A 14,254-nucleotide genomic window follows, 5' to 3' on the forward strand; every position below is an offset into this window, starting at 1 on the left:
CTAACCTGTCAAACCGGTGCAAAAGCCCAGATGAAAACCCGTGAACGCATCCTGCAAGCCAGCCTGTCGTTGTTCAATGAGCAGGGCGAACGCCAGGTCACGACTAACCATATTGCGGCCCACCTGGGGATCTCGCCGGGTAACCTGTATTACCACTTCCGTAACAAGGAACAGATAGTCGCCGAACTGTTCAGCCGCTACGAGGCGCAAATTGCTGACAGCCTGGCACTGCCGGGCGAGCGCAGCCTGGTTGCCGAGGACAAGGTGCATTACCTGGAAACCCTGTTTGAGGGCATCTGGGACTACCGTTTCCTGTACCGGGAGCTGGAGCACCTGTTGATCAGTGATCCGGCGCTGTCAGCGCGTTTTCGGCCCTTTGCCCAGCGCTGTATTGCCCAGGGAAGGGCCATCTATCAGGGGTTGGTGGATGGCGGCATTCTGTGTGCCGAACGGACTGACCCGCAGGCCATGGCGATCAACAGCTGGCTGCTGTTGACCAACTGGGTGTCCTTTGTCTGTTCGGTGGTCAGCAGTGAGCCGGGCCAGCCGCTGGACCAGCGTCTGTTGCGCCGCGGGGTGCACCAGGTACTGGCGCTGGAGCGCGGCCTGCTGACTCCCGAGGCCGCCGTCGTGGTCGAGCAGGCCATGGCAGACTTCTACCAGCCGTTACCGGGGCTCGACTGAGGTCGTCCTGGTTGCAGCTTTGCTGAGTGAGAGCCCGGCCTGCTCGGCCGCGGGCAGGAAGGCGCCGGGGGCCAGAATATCGCCACTGGCGGTCTGCCAGCGCAGCAAGAGTTCGCAGTGTCGACCACCACTGGCACCTGCCAGCGGCATTATGGGTTGCGCATAGAGCACAAATTCACGGTCGCGCAGTCCGGCCTTGATGGCTTCTTGCAGGGTTTTCTGCCGCAGGCGCTACTGATTGGCATGTTCAGCGTGGTGCAGGCGGTAGAATCGGCTGCCCGTCATATTGGCGGCCATGGCCAGGCCTTCCACCGCCAGGCGCAGTTCAGCGCTTCCGGCCTTGCCCCGCGGCATCAACACCATGCTGGGGCGCAGCAGCAGATTGGCGTGCTCAGCGCAAACGGGGCGACTATCCAGCTGCTGATAAAAGCTGAACACAATGGGCTCAACCTGAGGCATAGGCTCTTCCAGTGCTGCCGCATACAGGCCACGGCCAAGGCGTGCGTACTGGCCCAGACCAGCATGGGCACTAGCAGATAATTGGCAATCCAGCGGTATTCCGGGCTGGCCAGAAAGGCAATCAGGAGTACGGGTAACAGGCAGGCCAGCCATTGCCGCAGGAAGCGCCAGTCATCACTCTGGATGCGCAACCCCTGTTGCCGCAACGCTATAAGTAGAGGGGTGAACAAGAGCACCCCGATGGCGCTGGCAATCCAGTAAAAGGCCGCGATATCCAGCCAATGGAAGTCGGCAAAGTCGCCGCTGGTTACAATCGCCAGACTGCCGAACAGGGCAGCACTGGTGGCGCCAGGGAGCAGGCCACGCAGATACAAGTTGCTCAGGTTGCTCAGGGCGCGATGGTTGCTCAAGGTCCAGCGGCCCGGCCAGTACCAGGCCAGCAGCCCGGGCAGGCAGGCTTCAGCAAACAGCAGTGGCCAGGTCCCGGGTGCCAGCCCTTGCAACCAGGCCCAGCCGATCATGCCGAGCCCGACGCTCAGGGTTGCCAGGCGGCCCCAGAGCAGCGCCACCGCAACGGACAGCCCGGTAACCGGCCAGATCAGCGAGATATCACCGGCCACCGAGGTAAAGCGCGATAGCCAGGCCACAGCCAGCGTCAGCTGATGCTGGCGAGTCCGGGAGACTGCATGGGCCGATCCTGTCAAAAGTTACTCGGCAGTATAGAAAAGCCGAAACTGGCTGACCACCGCTTGTTCAGGTACGCCCGCTCAAGACCGTATCCAGCCACTCTGGCAAACGTCGCTCGAGATAATAGCGTGGTCGCCAGGGTGGCCCTTCGATAAAACCGACATGCCCGCCTTTGGCGTACAGCTCCATCTCGGTGCCGGGGGCCAGTTCAGCCAGTTCCGGCACTGTGTGGGGAAACACAAAAGGATCATCCAGCGCCTGGATGATCAGCGTGGGCACGCGTATAGCGGAGAGAAAATAGCGGCTGCTGCAGCGGCGGTAGTAATCCTCGGCGCTGGCAAAACCATGCAGCGGAGCAGTAACCCGGTGATCGAAATCCCAGAAGCTGTCCATGCCTTCCAGTGAGCCGATGGCGCTGAGCCGGGCGTGCTCGGCGTGCAGGCCTTGATGCGCAAACAGCCGCTGCTTGTTGCGCGTATAGGCCAGCAAGTCGCGCAGAAAGCGCGTCTGATAAACACGTGAAAAGCCCTGGCGGATGCGGTCGGCGCACTGATCGAGACGAAAAGGCACGGAAATCGCTGCTGCAGCACGCAGTCGGCAGTCAGGGCCGGTTTCACCCAGGTATTTGAGCAATACATTGCCGCCCAATGAATAGCCAGCGGCAGCCAGGGTGCGCCCGGGGTGTTGCTGGCTGAGGTGATCCACTACTTCGGCGAGGTCTTCGCTGGCGCCGGAATGGTAGCTGCGTGCGCGCTGATTGGGCTCGCCGGAACAGCCGCGCCAGTTGACCGCTACGCTGGGCCAGCCCTGCGCTGCCAGCGCCCGTTGCTGGCCGAGAATATACAAGGAGCTGGAGCTGCCGGTCAGGCCGTGCAGCAGAATCACCAGCGGTACATCGGGGCCGTCCGGGCCGTACCAGTCCAGATCAAGAAAATCACCATCACTCAGGGTCAGGCGCTCGCGCCGACGTTGCAGTCTGGGTGCACGTCGGAACAAGACGCTGAACAGTGTCTGGCTATGCCCGCCAGGCAGCCAGCGTGCCGGGCGGAACAGGCTCATGCCTGGCGCTGCCACAGGCTGTAATGCACCTGACCGGCGCGCTTCTCGCGGTGCAGATGCCAGCTGGCCGGCAGTGCCAATTGTGCCGGGCGCTGCTCGCTTTCCAGGTAGATCCAGGCGCGGCTGGTCAGCCAGCCATTGGCTTCCAGCGCCTGGCAGGCGGGCAACAACAGATCCTGATGGAAGGGCGGGTCAAGAAAGGCAATCTCATAGGGCGCTGCTGGCGGCGTGGCGAGCAGGCTCAAGGCGTCCTGCTGGCGCACCTCGCCGCGCTCGCAGTGCAATGTCTGCAAATGGCCGCGCAGGGTGCTGACCACCTCACGGCTGAGATCGCAGGCCAAGACTTCGGCGGCCCCGCGCGACAGGGCCTCCAGCGTCAGCGCACCGCTGCCGGCAAACAGGTCCAGGCAACGGGCATCCTCGACCTGGCCGCTGAGCCAGTTGAACAGGGTTTCACGCACGCGGTCCGGCGTGGGCCGCAGGCCGGGCAGGGCGTTGAAGGCAAAGCGCCGGCTGCGCCACTCCCCGGCAATGATACGCAGCTCGCCGCGCTCGGTGGGGGAAAAGGCCCTGGGTTTCTTTGCCCGGCTCATGCCTCATCCTCCGGTGTCTGGCCCAGGGTGATGATCAACCGCTGGTCGGCAGGCAGGCGCTGCTGCAGCACGCTGCGAATCTCCTCCAGGGTCAGGCTTTCGATGTCACTGATCAGTTGCTGGAACTGATCGGGCGGCAGGCCATAGAAGCCGTTGGCCGCCAGTTGACCGACGATGGCGCTGTTACTGGCGGTGCCCAGCACAAACTGGCCGAGCAATTGACGCTTGGCGCGGGCCAGTTCGTCCTCGGTCGGGCCTTCGGCGATAAAGCTGTCCAGGGTGTCATTGATCACCTCGAGCGCCTCGGCGGTCTGGTCACTGCGCGTCTGCATGCTGATCATGAAGGGCCCGTTGCTCCCGTCTTATTCACGAGCCTTGACCTAAAATAAAGAAGGCGAGTGGTTTATTCTTTATAATCAATATGTTCGGCAAGAACTTGATTAGAGAGGGCCGCTCGCCATGGGTGAAACACTACCAAGCTGGAAACCAGCCTGCAACTTATCTGTTTCAGTGCAGCTCAGTGAACAAAAAACCAGTAGTGATGCCGGTGCATTCTTGCTGCGCGAGGTGCTCGATCGCAGCGGTGTGATTGAGAGCTTGGATCGGCAGTTGCTTGATGATCGTGACCCCGCACGTGTGCAACATAGTTTGTCCAGTCAGCTTCGTACTCTGCTGATTCAGCGTGCGCTGGGCTGGGACGATCTGAGTGATACGCAAACACTAGCAAACGACCCGGTTTTGCAGCTGGCCTGCAGCGATCAGCGCAGCACCACGCCACTAGAGCAGCCCCGTCCTTCGCAGCCAACCCTGTCGCGTCTTCTGAATCTGTTGGCCACAGATATCAACCAGTCTGCATTTCATGACGGTTTGCTCGACATGGCCATGTGGCGACTGTCTTCGATGCGCAGCGGCAAGCCATTGTCATCGATCACGTTGGATGTCGATGGCCTGCCCATTGAAACTTTTGGCCAACAAGTCAGAACGGGCTACAACAGCTATGTTGGTTATTCACACTACTCACCGCTGGTGGCTTCTATCGCTGAAACGGGCGACATGGTTGGCGGCCTGTTACGAGAGGGAAACAGCGGTTGTGCAGTACAAGCTGAGCACTGGATTCCCAAGCTGGTTGAACGGATTGGCAAGACAACCGGCACCAAGGTCAGAGTTCGTTTTGATGCGGGTTTTACTGGCAACCCAACACTTTCGGCACTGGATGACGCCAATATTGAATATGTTGGTCGATTGTCCAGCAATACCGTACTTGAGCGCGAAGCGGCACACTACCTCAAGCGCCCAGTGGGTCGGCCAACCCATCAACTACGCGAGTGGTGCCATGAGTTTTACTATCAGGCACAGTCTTGGGAGAAGCCGCGCCGCATTATTTTAGTGGTCTGCGAGCAACCGGATGATCTGTTTTTAAAACATTTTTTCCTAGTCACCAGCCTGGACTGGAAAGACTGGACACCGCATAAAATTCTGCAGCTGTACCGCAAACGCGGGAAAGCTGAGGGGCACATGGGCGAACTGAAAGACACGCTCAACGTTCACCTATCTTCTACCTGCCGTGGTGCGTCTACCGTGCAACAGGTGATGGGCCGCAATCAGGTCAGCCTGCTGCTGAGTCTCTACGCTTATCAGATGCTGCACAGTCTGCGAGCGCTGATGGAGCGCGTCACACAAAAGGGCTGGAGCATACGCAAAGTCCGCGAGCAGATCCTGAAAACAGCAGCGACCGTGGCCGTGCATGCGCGAAAAATAGCAGTTCATATCGGACAGTCTGGCGGCAAATGGTGGCCCAGTCTGCTTAAAAACTTGCCTCGACTGCATCAGGCTCAAACTTAAACCGAGGCACGCAACAAACAGGTTATCGGCTGAACGGCTGAGGTTTTATCTTGCCTAAATGATAAGAAAAGCTGTGAAAGAGTTGAAAGCAGGCACAAAACCTTTCTGTTTTTACGCTGACAAAGTAAATACACTACCGAAAATCGTACCCCCCAGCCCGAAAACGGTTAGAGGGTCATCAAGCTGCCGAAAATGAGTCACTTTGAGAGCTCTCATGAATAAGACGGGTTGCTGGCCATGGGAATGAAGGGTAAGCGGATTAAATGGTTGATCTTACCTTTGCATGAGAGTGAGACAGACCGGCATCTCATCGGATTATCTGGTTGATGCTTCACCTACTGCTGGTGCATGTTTCCTTCGCTAATTCCAGCAAGACCCCCACACGCCTCAACTTCCCGGTCATCGTTGCAACTCGCTCTCAGTGAAACGAGTTGTTTCTCAAGCGCTTGCAGAGCGGTTATCTGCGACCGCACATGAGAGATGTGATCATCGAGCAAGGCGTTGACGGCGGTACAAGGCTGATGAGGGTCGTCCTGATAGCTCTGTAGTTCGTGAATCTCAGCCAGTGACAGGCCCAGGATTCTGCAGCGACGGATGAAGGCCAGCCCCTCACCATGCTTCTCGGTATAGACACGGTAACCGTTGTCCTGCCGATCAGGCGGCGGCAACAAGCCCTGCTGTTCATAGAAGCGGATCGTCTGTGTTTCGACCCCTACCAACTGCGCCAACTGACCAATGCGCATCAGCCTCCTCCCCAACGGATTCTTTACTCTATTGACCTTATAGTAGCTTTATAGTTTTAAATGGTACCACAACATTGTTCAAGTCGAGTCGTATCATGAGCAAATCCTGTGGTGGCGCCTGTGGCGGTGATGCAACGTCCGCAGCGGATACCGATATACAGGCCTCCTCCGAGGCGCCAGGGAGATGGGTCAGTGTTTATGCCGTGCCGAAGATGGACTGTCCATCAGAAGAACGAATGATTCGCCTAGCCCTGAACGGCTTTGAGGAGATTCGGGCGCTGTCCTTCGACTTGTCGAACCGCCGGCTGAAGGTCGTGCATGACGGCGAGGTCGAGCCCGTCACCTCGAAACTGAAGACCTTGGGGCTAGGCGCCTCGCTTCAGGAAACCGTCGCTGCAAATCCGGAGACCATCAAGGCCGCCGAGTTTTCGGCAGCTTCTGCTAAGCAAGAATCCGGGACCCTGCGCTGGTTGCTCGGCATCAATGCACTTCTGTTCGTGGTGGAAATGACTGCCGGTCTGATGGCTCAGTCAACTGGCCTCATTGCAGAGTCCCTGGACAATTTTGCTGATGCGGCAGTGTACGGACTCGCTCTTTATGCGGTTGGGCATAGCGTGAAAAGGCAGGTCCGTGTTGCGCACGTTGCTGGTGTGGTCCAACTGGTTTTGGCTGTTGGCGTACTCATAGAGGTGGTGAGACGCTTTGTATTCGGTAGTGAGCCTGAATCGCTGGTGATGATGGCTATCGCATTCGTCGCATTGATTGCCAATACCGCCTGTCTGCTGATGGTATCCAAACATCGGGAGGGCGGGGCGCACATGAAGGCAAGCTGGATATTCTCGGCCAACGACGTGGTGATCAACCTGGGGGTCATCACCGCCGGCGCCCTGGTCGCGTGGACCGGTTCCAATTATCCGGATCTGATTATCGGCACCATCGCGGGGGGCATTGTACTTAACGGTGCCAGACGCATTCTGGCGTTGAAGGGTTAAATAATGCTCATTATTGGCAAAAAGCTCTCGCCGTATGCCCTATTGTCCATATCGGGCCTGCTGGCAGCGTCTGATCAGGCCGTAAAATGGCTGGTGCAACAATCAATGGCCTATGGCGAGTCTATTTCAGTGACCTCATTCTTTAACTGGGTACACGTATGGAATACCGGTGCCGCATTCAGTCTTTTTGCGAATGGTGGAGGCTGGCAGCGCTACTTTTTTATCGGAATCGCGGTAGTGGTCTCGATTTTTCTGATCAAGCTGATCCTTGAAAATCGTCATAAAGGAGAAGCCATCGCTTACAGTCTTATCCTCGGTGGCGCCATGGGCAACCTGATTGACCGGGTCTTTCGCGGCTATGTTGTGGATTCCTTTGATTTCTATTGGCGAGACTGGCATTGGCCGGCCTTCAACCTGGCTGATATTGCAATTGTCCTCGGTGCCTTACTTTTCGTTTCCAGCAGCTTGTTGGGTAAAAAAGCAAACACCAATGCCGAGCCGGATGGATCTGACTGACACCTACGCCTATACAACACCATGACCGAACTTCCCGACAACATCCTTCACCTGCCGCAATACCAAGTACTGGGCTGCAAATCAACCGACGACGAAATGCACTTCCAGGTGGACGTGCCCGATCCCATCGCCTGCGAGGAATGCGGCGTGCAGGGTGAGTTCGTACGGTTCGGCAAGCGTGACGTTCCCTATCGTGATCTGCCCATCCACGGCAAGCGGGTCACTCTCTGGGTGGTCCGCCGCCGATACACCTGCCGGGCCTGCAAGACAACATTCAGGCCCCAGCTACCGGAGATGGTGGACGGATTCCGTATGACACTGCGGCTGCATGAGTACGTGGAGAAGGAATCCTTCAACCACCCCTACACCTTTGTGGCGGCACAGACCGGCCTGGACGAGAAGACGGTGCGCGACATCTTCAACGCCCGCGCCGAGTTCCTCGGGCGCTGGCACCGCTTCGAGACGCCCCGCATCCTGGGCATTGACGAGCTATACCTGAACAAGCGCTACCGCTGCATTCTGACCAACATTGAGGAGCGAACCCTGCTCGACCTGCTGGCCACCCGCCGCCAGGACGTGGTGACCAACTACCTGATGAAGCTGAAAGACCGGCAGAAGGTCGAGATCGTCAGCATGGACATGTGGAACCCCTACCGGGCAGCGGTCAAGGCTGTGCTGCCCCAGGCCCGTATCGTGGTCGATAAGTTCCATGTGGTGCGCATGGCCAACGATGCCCTAGCAGCCTGTCGGTCTTTCCGTTGCACCGTGAGATACTGACCACCGTCATCGCCGAGCTGAGAAGATCGCCATGAGCCGCTTCATCCCTGTGGATCGCCAGACCGATTACCTGCTGCCGCCTTCGGTAGACGAGTGGTTGCCCGATGGTCACCTGGCGCGGTTCGTTGTCGATGTTGTCGAACAACTGGACCTCTCGACGTTGACCCGGCGTTACATGGGGCGGGGTTCCAAGGCACATCACCCGGCGGTGCTACTGAGCCTGCTGATCTACGGCTACGCCACCGGGGTGGTCTCCAGCCGCAAGATCGAGCGTGCCACCTATGACTCGGTGGCGTTCCGCTACCTGGCCGCCAATACCCATCCCGACCATGACACGCTGGCCACCTTTCGCCGCCGCTTTCTGCCGGAACTGGAACAGTTGTTCGTACAGGTGCTGCTGCTGGCCCGCGAGATGAAGCTGCTCAAGCTTGGCACCATCGCCCTGGACGGCACCAAGCTCAAGGCCAACGCCAGCAAGCACAAGGCGTTGTCGTATGGCCAAGAAGCTGGAGGCACAGTTCAGGGCAGAGGTGAAAGCGCTGACCGAGCGGGCCGAGTCGGCGGACAAGGAGGACGCGGCCGACGGCATGGATATCCCCGCCGAGATTGCCCGCCGTGAAGCCCGCCTGGCGGCCATCGCTGAGGCGAAGGCCAAGATCGAGGCGCGCGCCGAGGAGCGGGACGCCACCGAGCAAGCCGCCTATCAGGAAAAGGTGGCGCGGCGGGAGGCGCAGCGCAAGGCCGGCAAGAAGCCCCGTGGGCGTGACCCCGAACCGCCCACTGGTGGCCCGCGTGACAAGGATCAGATCAATTTCACCGACCCGCAGTCGCGCATCATGCCGGTCACCGGCAAGGGGTTTGATCAGTGCTACAACGCCCAAGCCGCGGTTGATACCGAGAGTCTGCTGGTGACCCATGTCCACGTCACGCAGGCGACCAATGACAAGCAGCAAGTCATGCCGCTACTGACGGCCGGCAAGGTTACCCGGAAACGCTGGGAAAACCTGACCACCTGCTGGGTGATACCGGCTACTTCAGTGCCAGCAATATCCAGGCCTGCCATGACCATGGTATCGAACCGCTGTTGGCGATGAAGCGAGACGTCCATCACCTTCCGGTCTTTGAACGTTTCGCCGCGGATCCGCCTGCCCCGGAGAGCGAGGACCCCGTCGAACAGATGGCACACCGCTTGAAGACGCAGGCGGGCCGAGCGCTCTACGCATTGCGCAAACATACCGTGGAGCCGGTCTTCGGGATCATCAAACACGTGATGGGGTTCCGGCAGTTCTCGCTACGCGGACTGGATAAGGTCAGCGGCGAGTGGCGATTGGCCACCATGGCGTGGAATATCAAGCGGATGCACCGGTTGACGGCGGGCTGAGGGCTCGCCGCGCCCAACCGGCCAGCAGGCAAGGCGTCAGAACCGCCTTGCAGAAGCTGAGGGGCAGGTTAAGAGCCACACAACAGCACCAACACCAACACCAACACAGGGGGGGGTGAAGAACCCACGCCTCAGCTCATCCATTAACCTCAAGTCCGACAGACTGCTAGAGAGAGTGCGCAAGGGCCTCAGAAAGGAGCTGAAACCGTCCCAGAGCCGGACTCTCAAGGGAGACCGGAAAATCCTGCTGAAACGCGCTCACGAAGTCTCAGACCGGGAGCGCCTCATCATGGAGACCTGGACAGGCGCGTTCCCGCAACTGCTGGCCGCCTACGAGCACAAGGAGCGCTTCTACGGCATCTGGGACGCCACCACACGGCTCCAGGCAGAAGCCGCCCTGGACGAGTGGATAGCCACCATCCCGAAGGGCCAAAAGGAAGTCTGGAGCGATCTGGTCAGGGCAGTGGGAAACTGGCGCGAAGAGACCATGACCTACTTCGAGACGGACATGCCCGTCACCAACGCTTACACTGAGTCCATCAACCGACTGGCCAAGGACAAGAACCGTGAAGGGCGCGGTTACTCCTTCGAGGTGATGCGGGCACGAATGCTCTACACCACGAAGCACAAGAAGAAGGCACCGACTGCGAAGGTCTCTCCTTTCTACAAGAAAACCATCGGTTACGGACTGCCGGACTTCGCAGAGGAACTCAACTACGGAGTCGATCTATCAACCATCTGAGGGTGGTATCAGATTGATGGGGTGAAGGTGCCCCATCAACCATTAAGGAAACGCTGCATAAATCTCGCCGGAGCTGCCTCGTAGCCACCGGCGAGGTAAAATCTGACCTGTCCAACACCCGCTGACAGAGCCACTCCGATGAAACAGATCTCATTCGCCCAGGCTGAGCACCAGAACAAGAAGAAGGTCACCCGCCGCGAGCGGTTTCTTGCCCAAATGGAGGCGCTGGTGCCGTGGCCGCGGCTGATCGAAGCACTGTCGCCGTCCTACTTCCCGAATTCAGCGGGCAAGCGAGGCCGGCCACCCATTGGCCTGGAGCGTATGCTGCGCATCTACTTCCTGCAGCAGTGGTATGCCCTGGCCGATGAAGCGCTGGAGGATGCCCTCTACGACAGCCAGGCCATGCGTGATTTCATCGGTATCGATCTGGCCATCGAGAGCGTGCCGGACGCGACCACGCTGCTGCGCTTCCGTCACCTGCTGGAGCAGCATGCCCTGACCCAGCGGATCTTCGATGAGATCAACGCCCACCTGACCGAGCAAGGCCTGTTCATGCGTGAGGGCACCATTGTCGATGCGACCATCGTGGCTGCTGCGCCTTCCACCAGGAACAAGGCCAGGCAGCGCGATCCAGAGATGAAGCAGACCCGGAAGGGCAAGCAGTATTACTTCGGCATGAAGGCCCATATCGGTGTCGATGCGGTCACTGGGCTGACCCACAGTGTTGCCGCCACGTCGGCCAACGTCGCCGATGTCACCATGACCAGTGAATTGGTCCGGGACGATGACAAGCGGGTATACGGCGACGCGGGCTACACCGGTATGTGGAGCTATCTGGGCGAAGAGAAGGATGCCCCGGATTCCCGTTGTTGCGTCGCCGCCAGGCGCAGCACTATCAAGAAGATGGAAGACAGCCCAATGAAAGTACTGCTGCTGAAATACGAGAAGGCCAAGGCCAGCATCCGCGCCAAGGTCGAGCACCCGTTTCATGTCCTCAAGAACCTCTTCGGCTACCGGAAGGTTCGCTACAAGGGGCTAGCCAGGAACCAGGCGCAGCTGTTCACCCTGTTCGCCCTCGGCAATTTGTTGCTGGCTGGACGATGCCAGGGCCATGCTGACGGGGCCAGTGTGTCTTGAATCAGGCCTGGCAGCCGGATAACCCGGCTGCCAGGGTAAAAAGGCCACCTTTAGTGGCCAGAAAGTGATCGTTGACGCGGTGAATATGCCGCCCTGAACGCTTCAGCTGCTCAGAGGCGAATTGATCAGCGATTCCTTAAATCCGTATACCCTTTTTTATTATGTTTTTTCAGTATTCAGTTTTTTGTTAGCACTCTTACTTGTTTTTCAAGTTTCATTTAAAACAGTCGTTTAACTGCGCTTGTGAAAGTAACCATCAGCACTTTCATGGTTTTGACGTTTCTGTAGTCAAACTACAACCGCGCCTGCTGCCAAGGGTGCATTGTGAGTATTGCCCCCGTGAACCATAGTGAAGTCATGGATCACGGCGGTGTCTTGTTATCCCGATACGCCGCAGGGTTCCTTGCTACACACCGAGGCGCTGATGTTTTACCAAAGCGCCAAAGGCGAAGGTCTTGTAACGCTTGTGACCGTTTCGCAGTTACCGAACTGGGCACTTACCCGGCCCAGCATGAGTAGCAATGTCATCATTCTTCATTAATAAGATGGCTGCTTGATTACCACACTCCGTGAACCGTAACAGGCAGCGGCTGAGCATACCATGAGGGACTTACCATGAACTGCATCGAATTGAGCCAACAAGCTGACCGTATCGCTAGCACTTTCAGTAAACAGGATCTGGCCAAACTGGTCCTGGCGCTAAAAGGCAATCGCGAGTCGCTGCAACACGCGGTCGAGGTCATCGACACCATCGACAGCCGACAGGGGTGTACCCTGGAAGAGGCCTGGGATGAAGTGTTGGCCGGCGACTCTCAACTGGCGGTGGTACACGACGAGTAGGTCGTCACTCGCTTGCTGAACTGATTGGCCCCCTGCCAGTGATGGCAGGGGGCTTTTTATTGGGTTTTTATTGGGCGTGCACCTGCAAGCGGGGGGGTTACGCCAGGCTGGCGGGTTAGCTGGGGGGGCGAGAAGTATCGCGGTTTTCCGCAAAGTAAGTGGCCAGGCGTGCCTCGGCCTCTTCACCGAACAGCACGCGGCAGGCTTCTTGCAACCCGCTGGAGTGGCGTAGCTGCTCGTGATGAACCACCATCGACACCTTGGCACGCCGACGCAGAAAATCTTCCAGCTGGGTGATCATTTCATGGTCTCGGGCATGCTCGATTTCACAGCGGATGTACTCGGTGCCTTCGATGAGAATATCGGCCTCCGAAGGGTCCTGGCGGATCTTTTCCAGCATCGGGATGGCCTGTTCGGCGTAGCGTCGCCACAGCCGAGAGGATAGCGGCTCGGAGGAGGTGGCGGCCGTCATGGCGTCCAGATTCATGCGCTTGGCCTGGTCCATGAACTGCTGCTTGACCGGCTCGGGCGGCTCACCGTACCAGTGAAAACTGGGGTCGGGCAGGGTAACGCCCAGTTTCATGACTTCACCGGAAATTTCATCGCCCACGTTCAGGCAGTCGGTCAGCTTGCCGCCAAAGATGCTGATATGCGCGCTTTCCGGGTTGGTATCGATGACGTGCTTGCGTGACAGCTGCAGAAAGTCTCGGTCGCTGCCTTGTTCGGCCTTGATGGCCAGCGGCCGTACGCCGCAGCGGGTGGAGATGATGTCATCCTGGGTCAGCGGCTTGTCCAGTGTCAGTCGCTTGTTGATGTTTTCCAGCACGAAGGCGATGTCGTCTGCCGTGACATCGACCTCAGGGCTTTCCATGTGCGTATCGGTGGTACCGATACAGGTACGATTGCCCATGGGGATCACGAAGAACAGACGGCCATCATCGGCAAAGAAGGCCAGCACGCGCTTGGTCGCCGTGAGCTGGGGCACGATGAGGTGAATGCCCTTGGAGTACAAGTGCTGATGGGTGGTCTTCTGGCCCGTCAGGGCATTGTGCTGGTCGACCCACGGCCCGGCGGCGTTGATCAATACTTTTGAATGAATATTGAAGGTCGTGCCGTCCATGACGTTGCGGGCGCGGGTGACCCAGTGTTCTCCATCGCGTTCGGCGCCCAGCGACTCGACGTAATTGGCGGCGACGGCACCGTAGTTCAACGCATGGCGCACGAAGTTGAAGACGAAGCGGGCATCGTTGTCGTGCAGGTAGGCATCGGAATATTCGAACCCGCCCACGGCATCCTTGATATCGATGATGGGCTCTTCCTGCTTGAGCTTTTTGGGAGACAGAAGGCGGGGCAGGCGTGTAAAGCCATTGCCCATCAGCCAGTACAGCCAGGTACCCGCCCACAGATAGCGAGGCGAGTGCCGAAAACCTTGGGTGATGGTGGTCAAAAAGCGAATTTCTTCCACCGTCGAAGGGTAGCTCTTGATCAGGTGGTTACGGCTCTTGCAGAGCTTGCGCACCAGGGCAAAGTCCTTGCTTTCCATATACTTGATCCCCCCCCAAACCAGGTTGGAGGAGTGCATGCTGGTACTGCCAGCGAAGTCACCACGGTCAATCAGGGCCACTTTGGCGCCTTTGCCGGCCAGCGCCGCAGCGGTGGCTGCACCATTGATGCCACCACCAATGATCAGTGCGTCAAAGTCATCGGTGTGCAATTTCTCTACATTACGGTTACGCAGTTTCATGGCGGATCCACTTATCAAGAAAAAGCCCCAGGTTGGCACGCGGTCGTCACTGACTCCT

14 protein-coding genes and 3 pseudogenes are annotated in these 14,254 nt (G+C 58.4%); 9 read left to right on the forward strand and 8 right to left on the reverse strand.

Features of this window, described 5'->3' with window-relative positions:
* Window positions 1–30 precede the first annotated feature (30 nt).
* Entirely contained in the window at window positions 31–684 is a 654-nt protein-coding gene (locus KVY02_RS07565) for a TetR/AcrR family transcriptional regulator (protein WP_218314892.1), read from the forward strand.
* Here the strand turns inward: KVY02_RS07565 and KVY02_RS18535 are convergent.
* The 6 genes from KVY02_RS18535 to KVY02_RS07590 form a co-directional block, all read right to left on the reverse strand.
* Window positions 667–834, reverse strand: a complete 168-nt coding sequence (locus KVY02_RS18535; RefSeq protein ID WP_371317419.1) for a hypothetical protein — start codon at window positions 832–834, stop codon at window positions 667–669. The genes KVY02_RS07565 and KVY02_RS18535 overlap by 18 nt on opposite strands.
* A gap of 81 nt (window positions 835–915) precedes the next feature.
* Window positions 916–1,047 carry a hypothetical protein gene (locus tag KVY02_RS18305; RefSeq protein ID WP_256357587.1) on the reverse strand — a complete coding sequence of 44 codons (132 nt, stop codon included), beginning with the start codon at window positions 1,045–1,047 and terminating at the stop codon, window positions 916–918.
* On the reverse strand, window positions 1,038–1,847 hold the full coding sequence (locus tag KVY02_RS07575) for an MASE1 domain-containing protein (RefSeq protein ID WP_218314894.1): 810 nt from the start codon (window positions 1,845–1,847) through the stop codon (window positions 1,038–1,040). The genes KVY02_RS18305 and KVY02_RS07575 overlap by 10 nt, the downstream gene beginning before the upstream one ends.
* Before the next feature lie 49 nt (window positions 1,848–1,896).
* Entirely contained in the window at window positions 1,897–2,889 is a 993-nt protein-coding gene (locus KVY02_RS07580) for a hydrolase (protein WP_218314895.1), read from the reverse strand.
* The gene (gene rsmD / locus KVY02_RS07585) at window positions 2,886–3,482 is read right to left on the reverse strand and encodes a 16S rRNA (guanine(966)-N(2))-methyltransferase RsmD (RefSeq protein ID WP_218314896.1); all 597 of its coding nucleotides are present in this window, start codon (window positions 3,480–3,482) and stop codon (window positions 2,886–2,888) included. The genes KVY02_RS07580 and rsmD overlap by 4 nt, the downstream gene beginning before the upstream one ends.
* Window positions 3,479–3,823 carry a M16 family metallopeptidase gene (locus KVY02_RS07590; RefSeq protein ID WP_218314897.1) on the reverse strand — a complete coding sequence of 115 codons (345 nt, stop codon included), beginning with the start codon at window positions 3,821–3,823 and terminating at the stop codon, window positions 3,479–3,481. The genes rsmD and KVY02_RS07590 overlap by 4 nt, the downstream gene beginning before the upstream one ends.
* A gap of 118 nt (window positions 3,824–3,941) precedes the next feature.
* On the opposite strand from KVY02_RS07590, the gene KVY02_RS07595 reads away from it, so the two are divergent.
* Window positions 3,942–5,324 carry an IS1380 family transposase gene (locus KVY02_RS07595; RefSeq protein ID WP_045632137.1) on the forward strand — a complete coding sequence of 461 codons (1,383 nt, stop codon included), beginning with the start codon at window positions 3,942–3,944 and terminating at the stop codon, window positions 5,322–5,324.
* 335 nt (window positions 5,325–5,659) lie between these two features.
* On the opposite strand, the gene cadR is transcribed toward KVY02_RS07595, so the two are convergent.
* Complete coding sequence (cadR, locus tag KVY02_RS07600) at window positions 5,660–6,067, reverse strand: Cd(II)/Pb(II)-responsive transcriptional regulator (protein WP_070461291.1); 408 nt, start codon at window positions 6,065–6,067, stop codon at window positions 5,660–5,662.
* Between the two features lie 95 nt (window positions 6,068–6,162).
* Between cadR and KVY02_RS07605 the strand changes: the two genes are divergently transcribed.
* The 7 genes and pseudogenes from KVY02_RS07605 (at window position 6,163) to KVY02_RS07635 (ending at window position 12,452) form a co-directional block, all read left to right on the forward strand.
* Window positions 6,163–7,059: a cation transporter gene (locus KVY02_RS07605; protein WP_218314898.1), complete on the forward strand. Its 897-nt coding sequence runs from the start codon at window positions 6,163–6,165 to the stop codon at window positions 7,057–7,059.
* Between the two features lie 3 nt (window positions 7,060–7,062).
* Complete coding sequence (gene lspA / locus KVY02_RS07610; RefSeq protein ID WP_016915550.1) at window positions 7,063–7,575, forward strand: signal peptidase II; 513 nt, start codon at window positions 7,063–7,065, stop codon at window positions 7,573–7,575.
* A 21-nt stretch (window positions 7,576–7,596) separates the two neighbouring features.
* A pseudogene (locus KVY02_RS07615) lies at window positions 7,597–8,325 on the forward strand (ISL3-like element ISPpu12 family transposase); the annotation flags it as partial.
* A gap of 58 nt (window positions 8,326–8,383) precedes the next feature.
* A pseudogene (locus KVY02_RS07620) lies at window positions 8,384–9,733 on the forward strand (IS1182 family transposase).
* A 166-nt stretch (window positions 9,734–9,899) separates the two neighbouring features.
* Window positions 9,900–10,475 (forward strand): annotated as a pseudogene (locus KVY02_RS07625) (ISL3-like element ISPpu12 family transposase); the annotation flags it as partial.
* Window positions 10,476–10,613: 138 nt separating this feature from the next.
* On the forward strand, window positions 10,614–11,612 hold the full coding sequence (locus KVY02_RS07630; protein WP_081191873.1) for an IS5 family transposase: 999 nt from the start codon (window positions 10,614–10,616) through the stop codon (window positions 11,610–11,612).
* Between the two features lie 615 nt (window positions 11,613–12,227).
* Window positions 12,228–12,452 carry a hypothetical protein gene (locus tag KVY02_RS07635; RefSeq protein WP_016913671.1) on the forward strand — a complete coding sequence of 75 codons (225 nt, stop codon included), beginning with the start codon at window positions 12,228–12,230 and terminating at the stop codon, window positions 12,450–12,452.
* A gap of 115 nt (window positions 12,453–12,567) precedes the next feature.
* On the opposite strand, the gene KVY02_RS07640 is transcribed toward KVY02_RS07635, so the two are convergent.
* Window positions 12,568–14,196, reverse strand: a complete 1,629-nt coding sequence (locus KVY02_RS07640) for a glycerol-3-phosphate dehydrogenase/oxidase (RefSeq protein WP_218314899.1) — start codon at window positions 14,194–14,196, stop codon at window positions 12,568–12,570.
* Window positions 14,197–14,254 lie beyond the last annotated feature (58 nt).

This window comes from Halomonas sp. 18071143, assembly GCF_019211725.1.
In the GTDB taxonomy this organism is placed as follows: Bacteria; Pseudomonadota; Gammaproteobacteria; order Pseudomonadales; family Halomonadaceae; genus Vreelandella; species Vreelandella stevensii.

Excerpts from the sequence above, each read along its gene's own strand:
- KVY02_RS07635 (WP_016913671.1), top strand. The coding sequence starts at position 12,228 with ATGAACTGCATCGAATTGAGCCAACAAGCTGACCGTATCGCTAGCACT.
- rsmD (WP_218314896.1), bottom strand. The coding sequence starts at position 3,482 with ATGAGCCGGGCAAAGAAACCCAGGGCCTTTTCCCCCACCGAGCGCGGC.
- cadR (WP_070461291.1), bottom strand. The coding sequence starts at position 6,067 with ATGCGCATTGGTCAGTTGGCGCAGTTGGTAGGGGTCGAAACACAGACG.
- KVY02_RS07605 (WP_218314898.1), top strand. The coding sequence starts at position 6,163 with ATGAGCAAATCCTGTGGTGGCGCCTGTGGCGGTGATGCAACGTCCGCA.
- KVY02_RS07590 (WP_218314897.1), bottom strand. The coding sequence starts at position 3,823 with ATGATCAGCATGCAGACGCGCAGTGACCAGACCGCCGAGGCGCTCGAG.
- KVY02_RS07630 (WP_081191873.1), top strand. The coding sequence starts at position 10,614 with ATGAAACAGATCTCATTCGCCCAGGCTGAGCACCAGAACAAGAAGAAG.
- KVY02_RS18535 (WP_371317419.1), bottom strand. The coding sequence starts at position 834 with ATGCCGCTGGCAGGTGCCAGTGGTGGTCGACACTGCGAACTCTTGCTG.
- KVY02_RS18305 (WP_256357587.1), bottom strand. The coding sequence starts at position 1,047 with ATGGTGTTGATGCCGCGGGGCAAGGCCGGAAGCGCTGAACTGCGCCTG.
- lspA (WP_016915550.1), top strand. The coding sequence starts at position 7,063 with ATGCTCATTATTGGCAAAAAGCTCTCGCCGTATGCCCTATTGTCCATA.
- KVY02_RS07580 (WP_218314895.1), bottom strand. The coding sequence starts at position 2,889 with ATGAGCCTGTTCCGCCCGGCACGCTGGCTGCCTGGCGGGCATAGCCAG.
- KVY02_RS07640 (WP_218314899.1), bottom strand. The coding sequence starts at position 14,196 with ATGAAACTGCGTAACCGTAATGTAGAGAAATTGCACACCGATGACTTT.
- KVY02_RS07595 (WP_045632137.1), top strand. The coding sequence starts at position 3,942 with ATGGGTGAAACACTACCAAGCTGGAAACCAGCCTGCAACTTATCTGTT.
- KVY02_RS07565 (WP_218314892.1), top strand. The coding sequence starts at position 31 with ATGAAAACCCGTGAACGCATCCTGCAAGCCAGCCTGTCGTTGTTCAAT.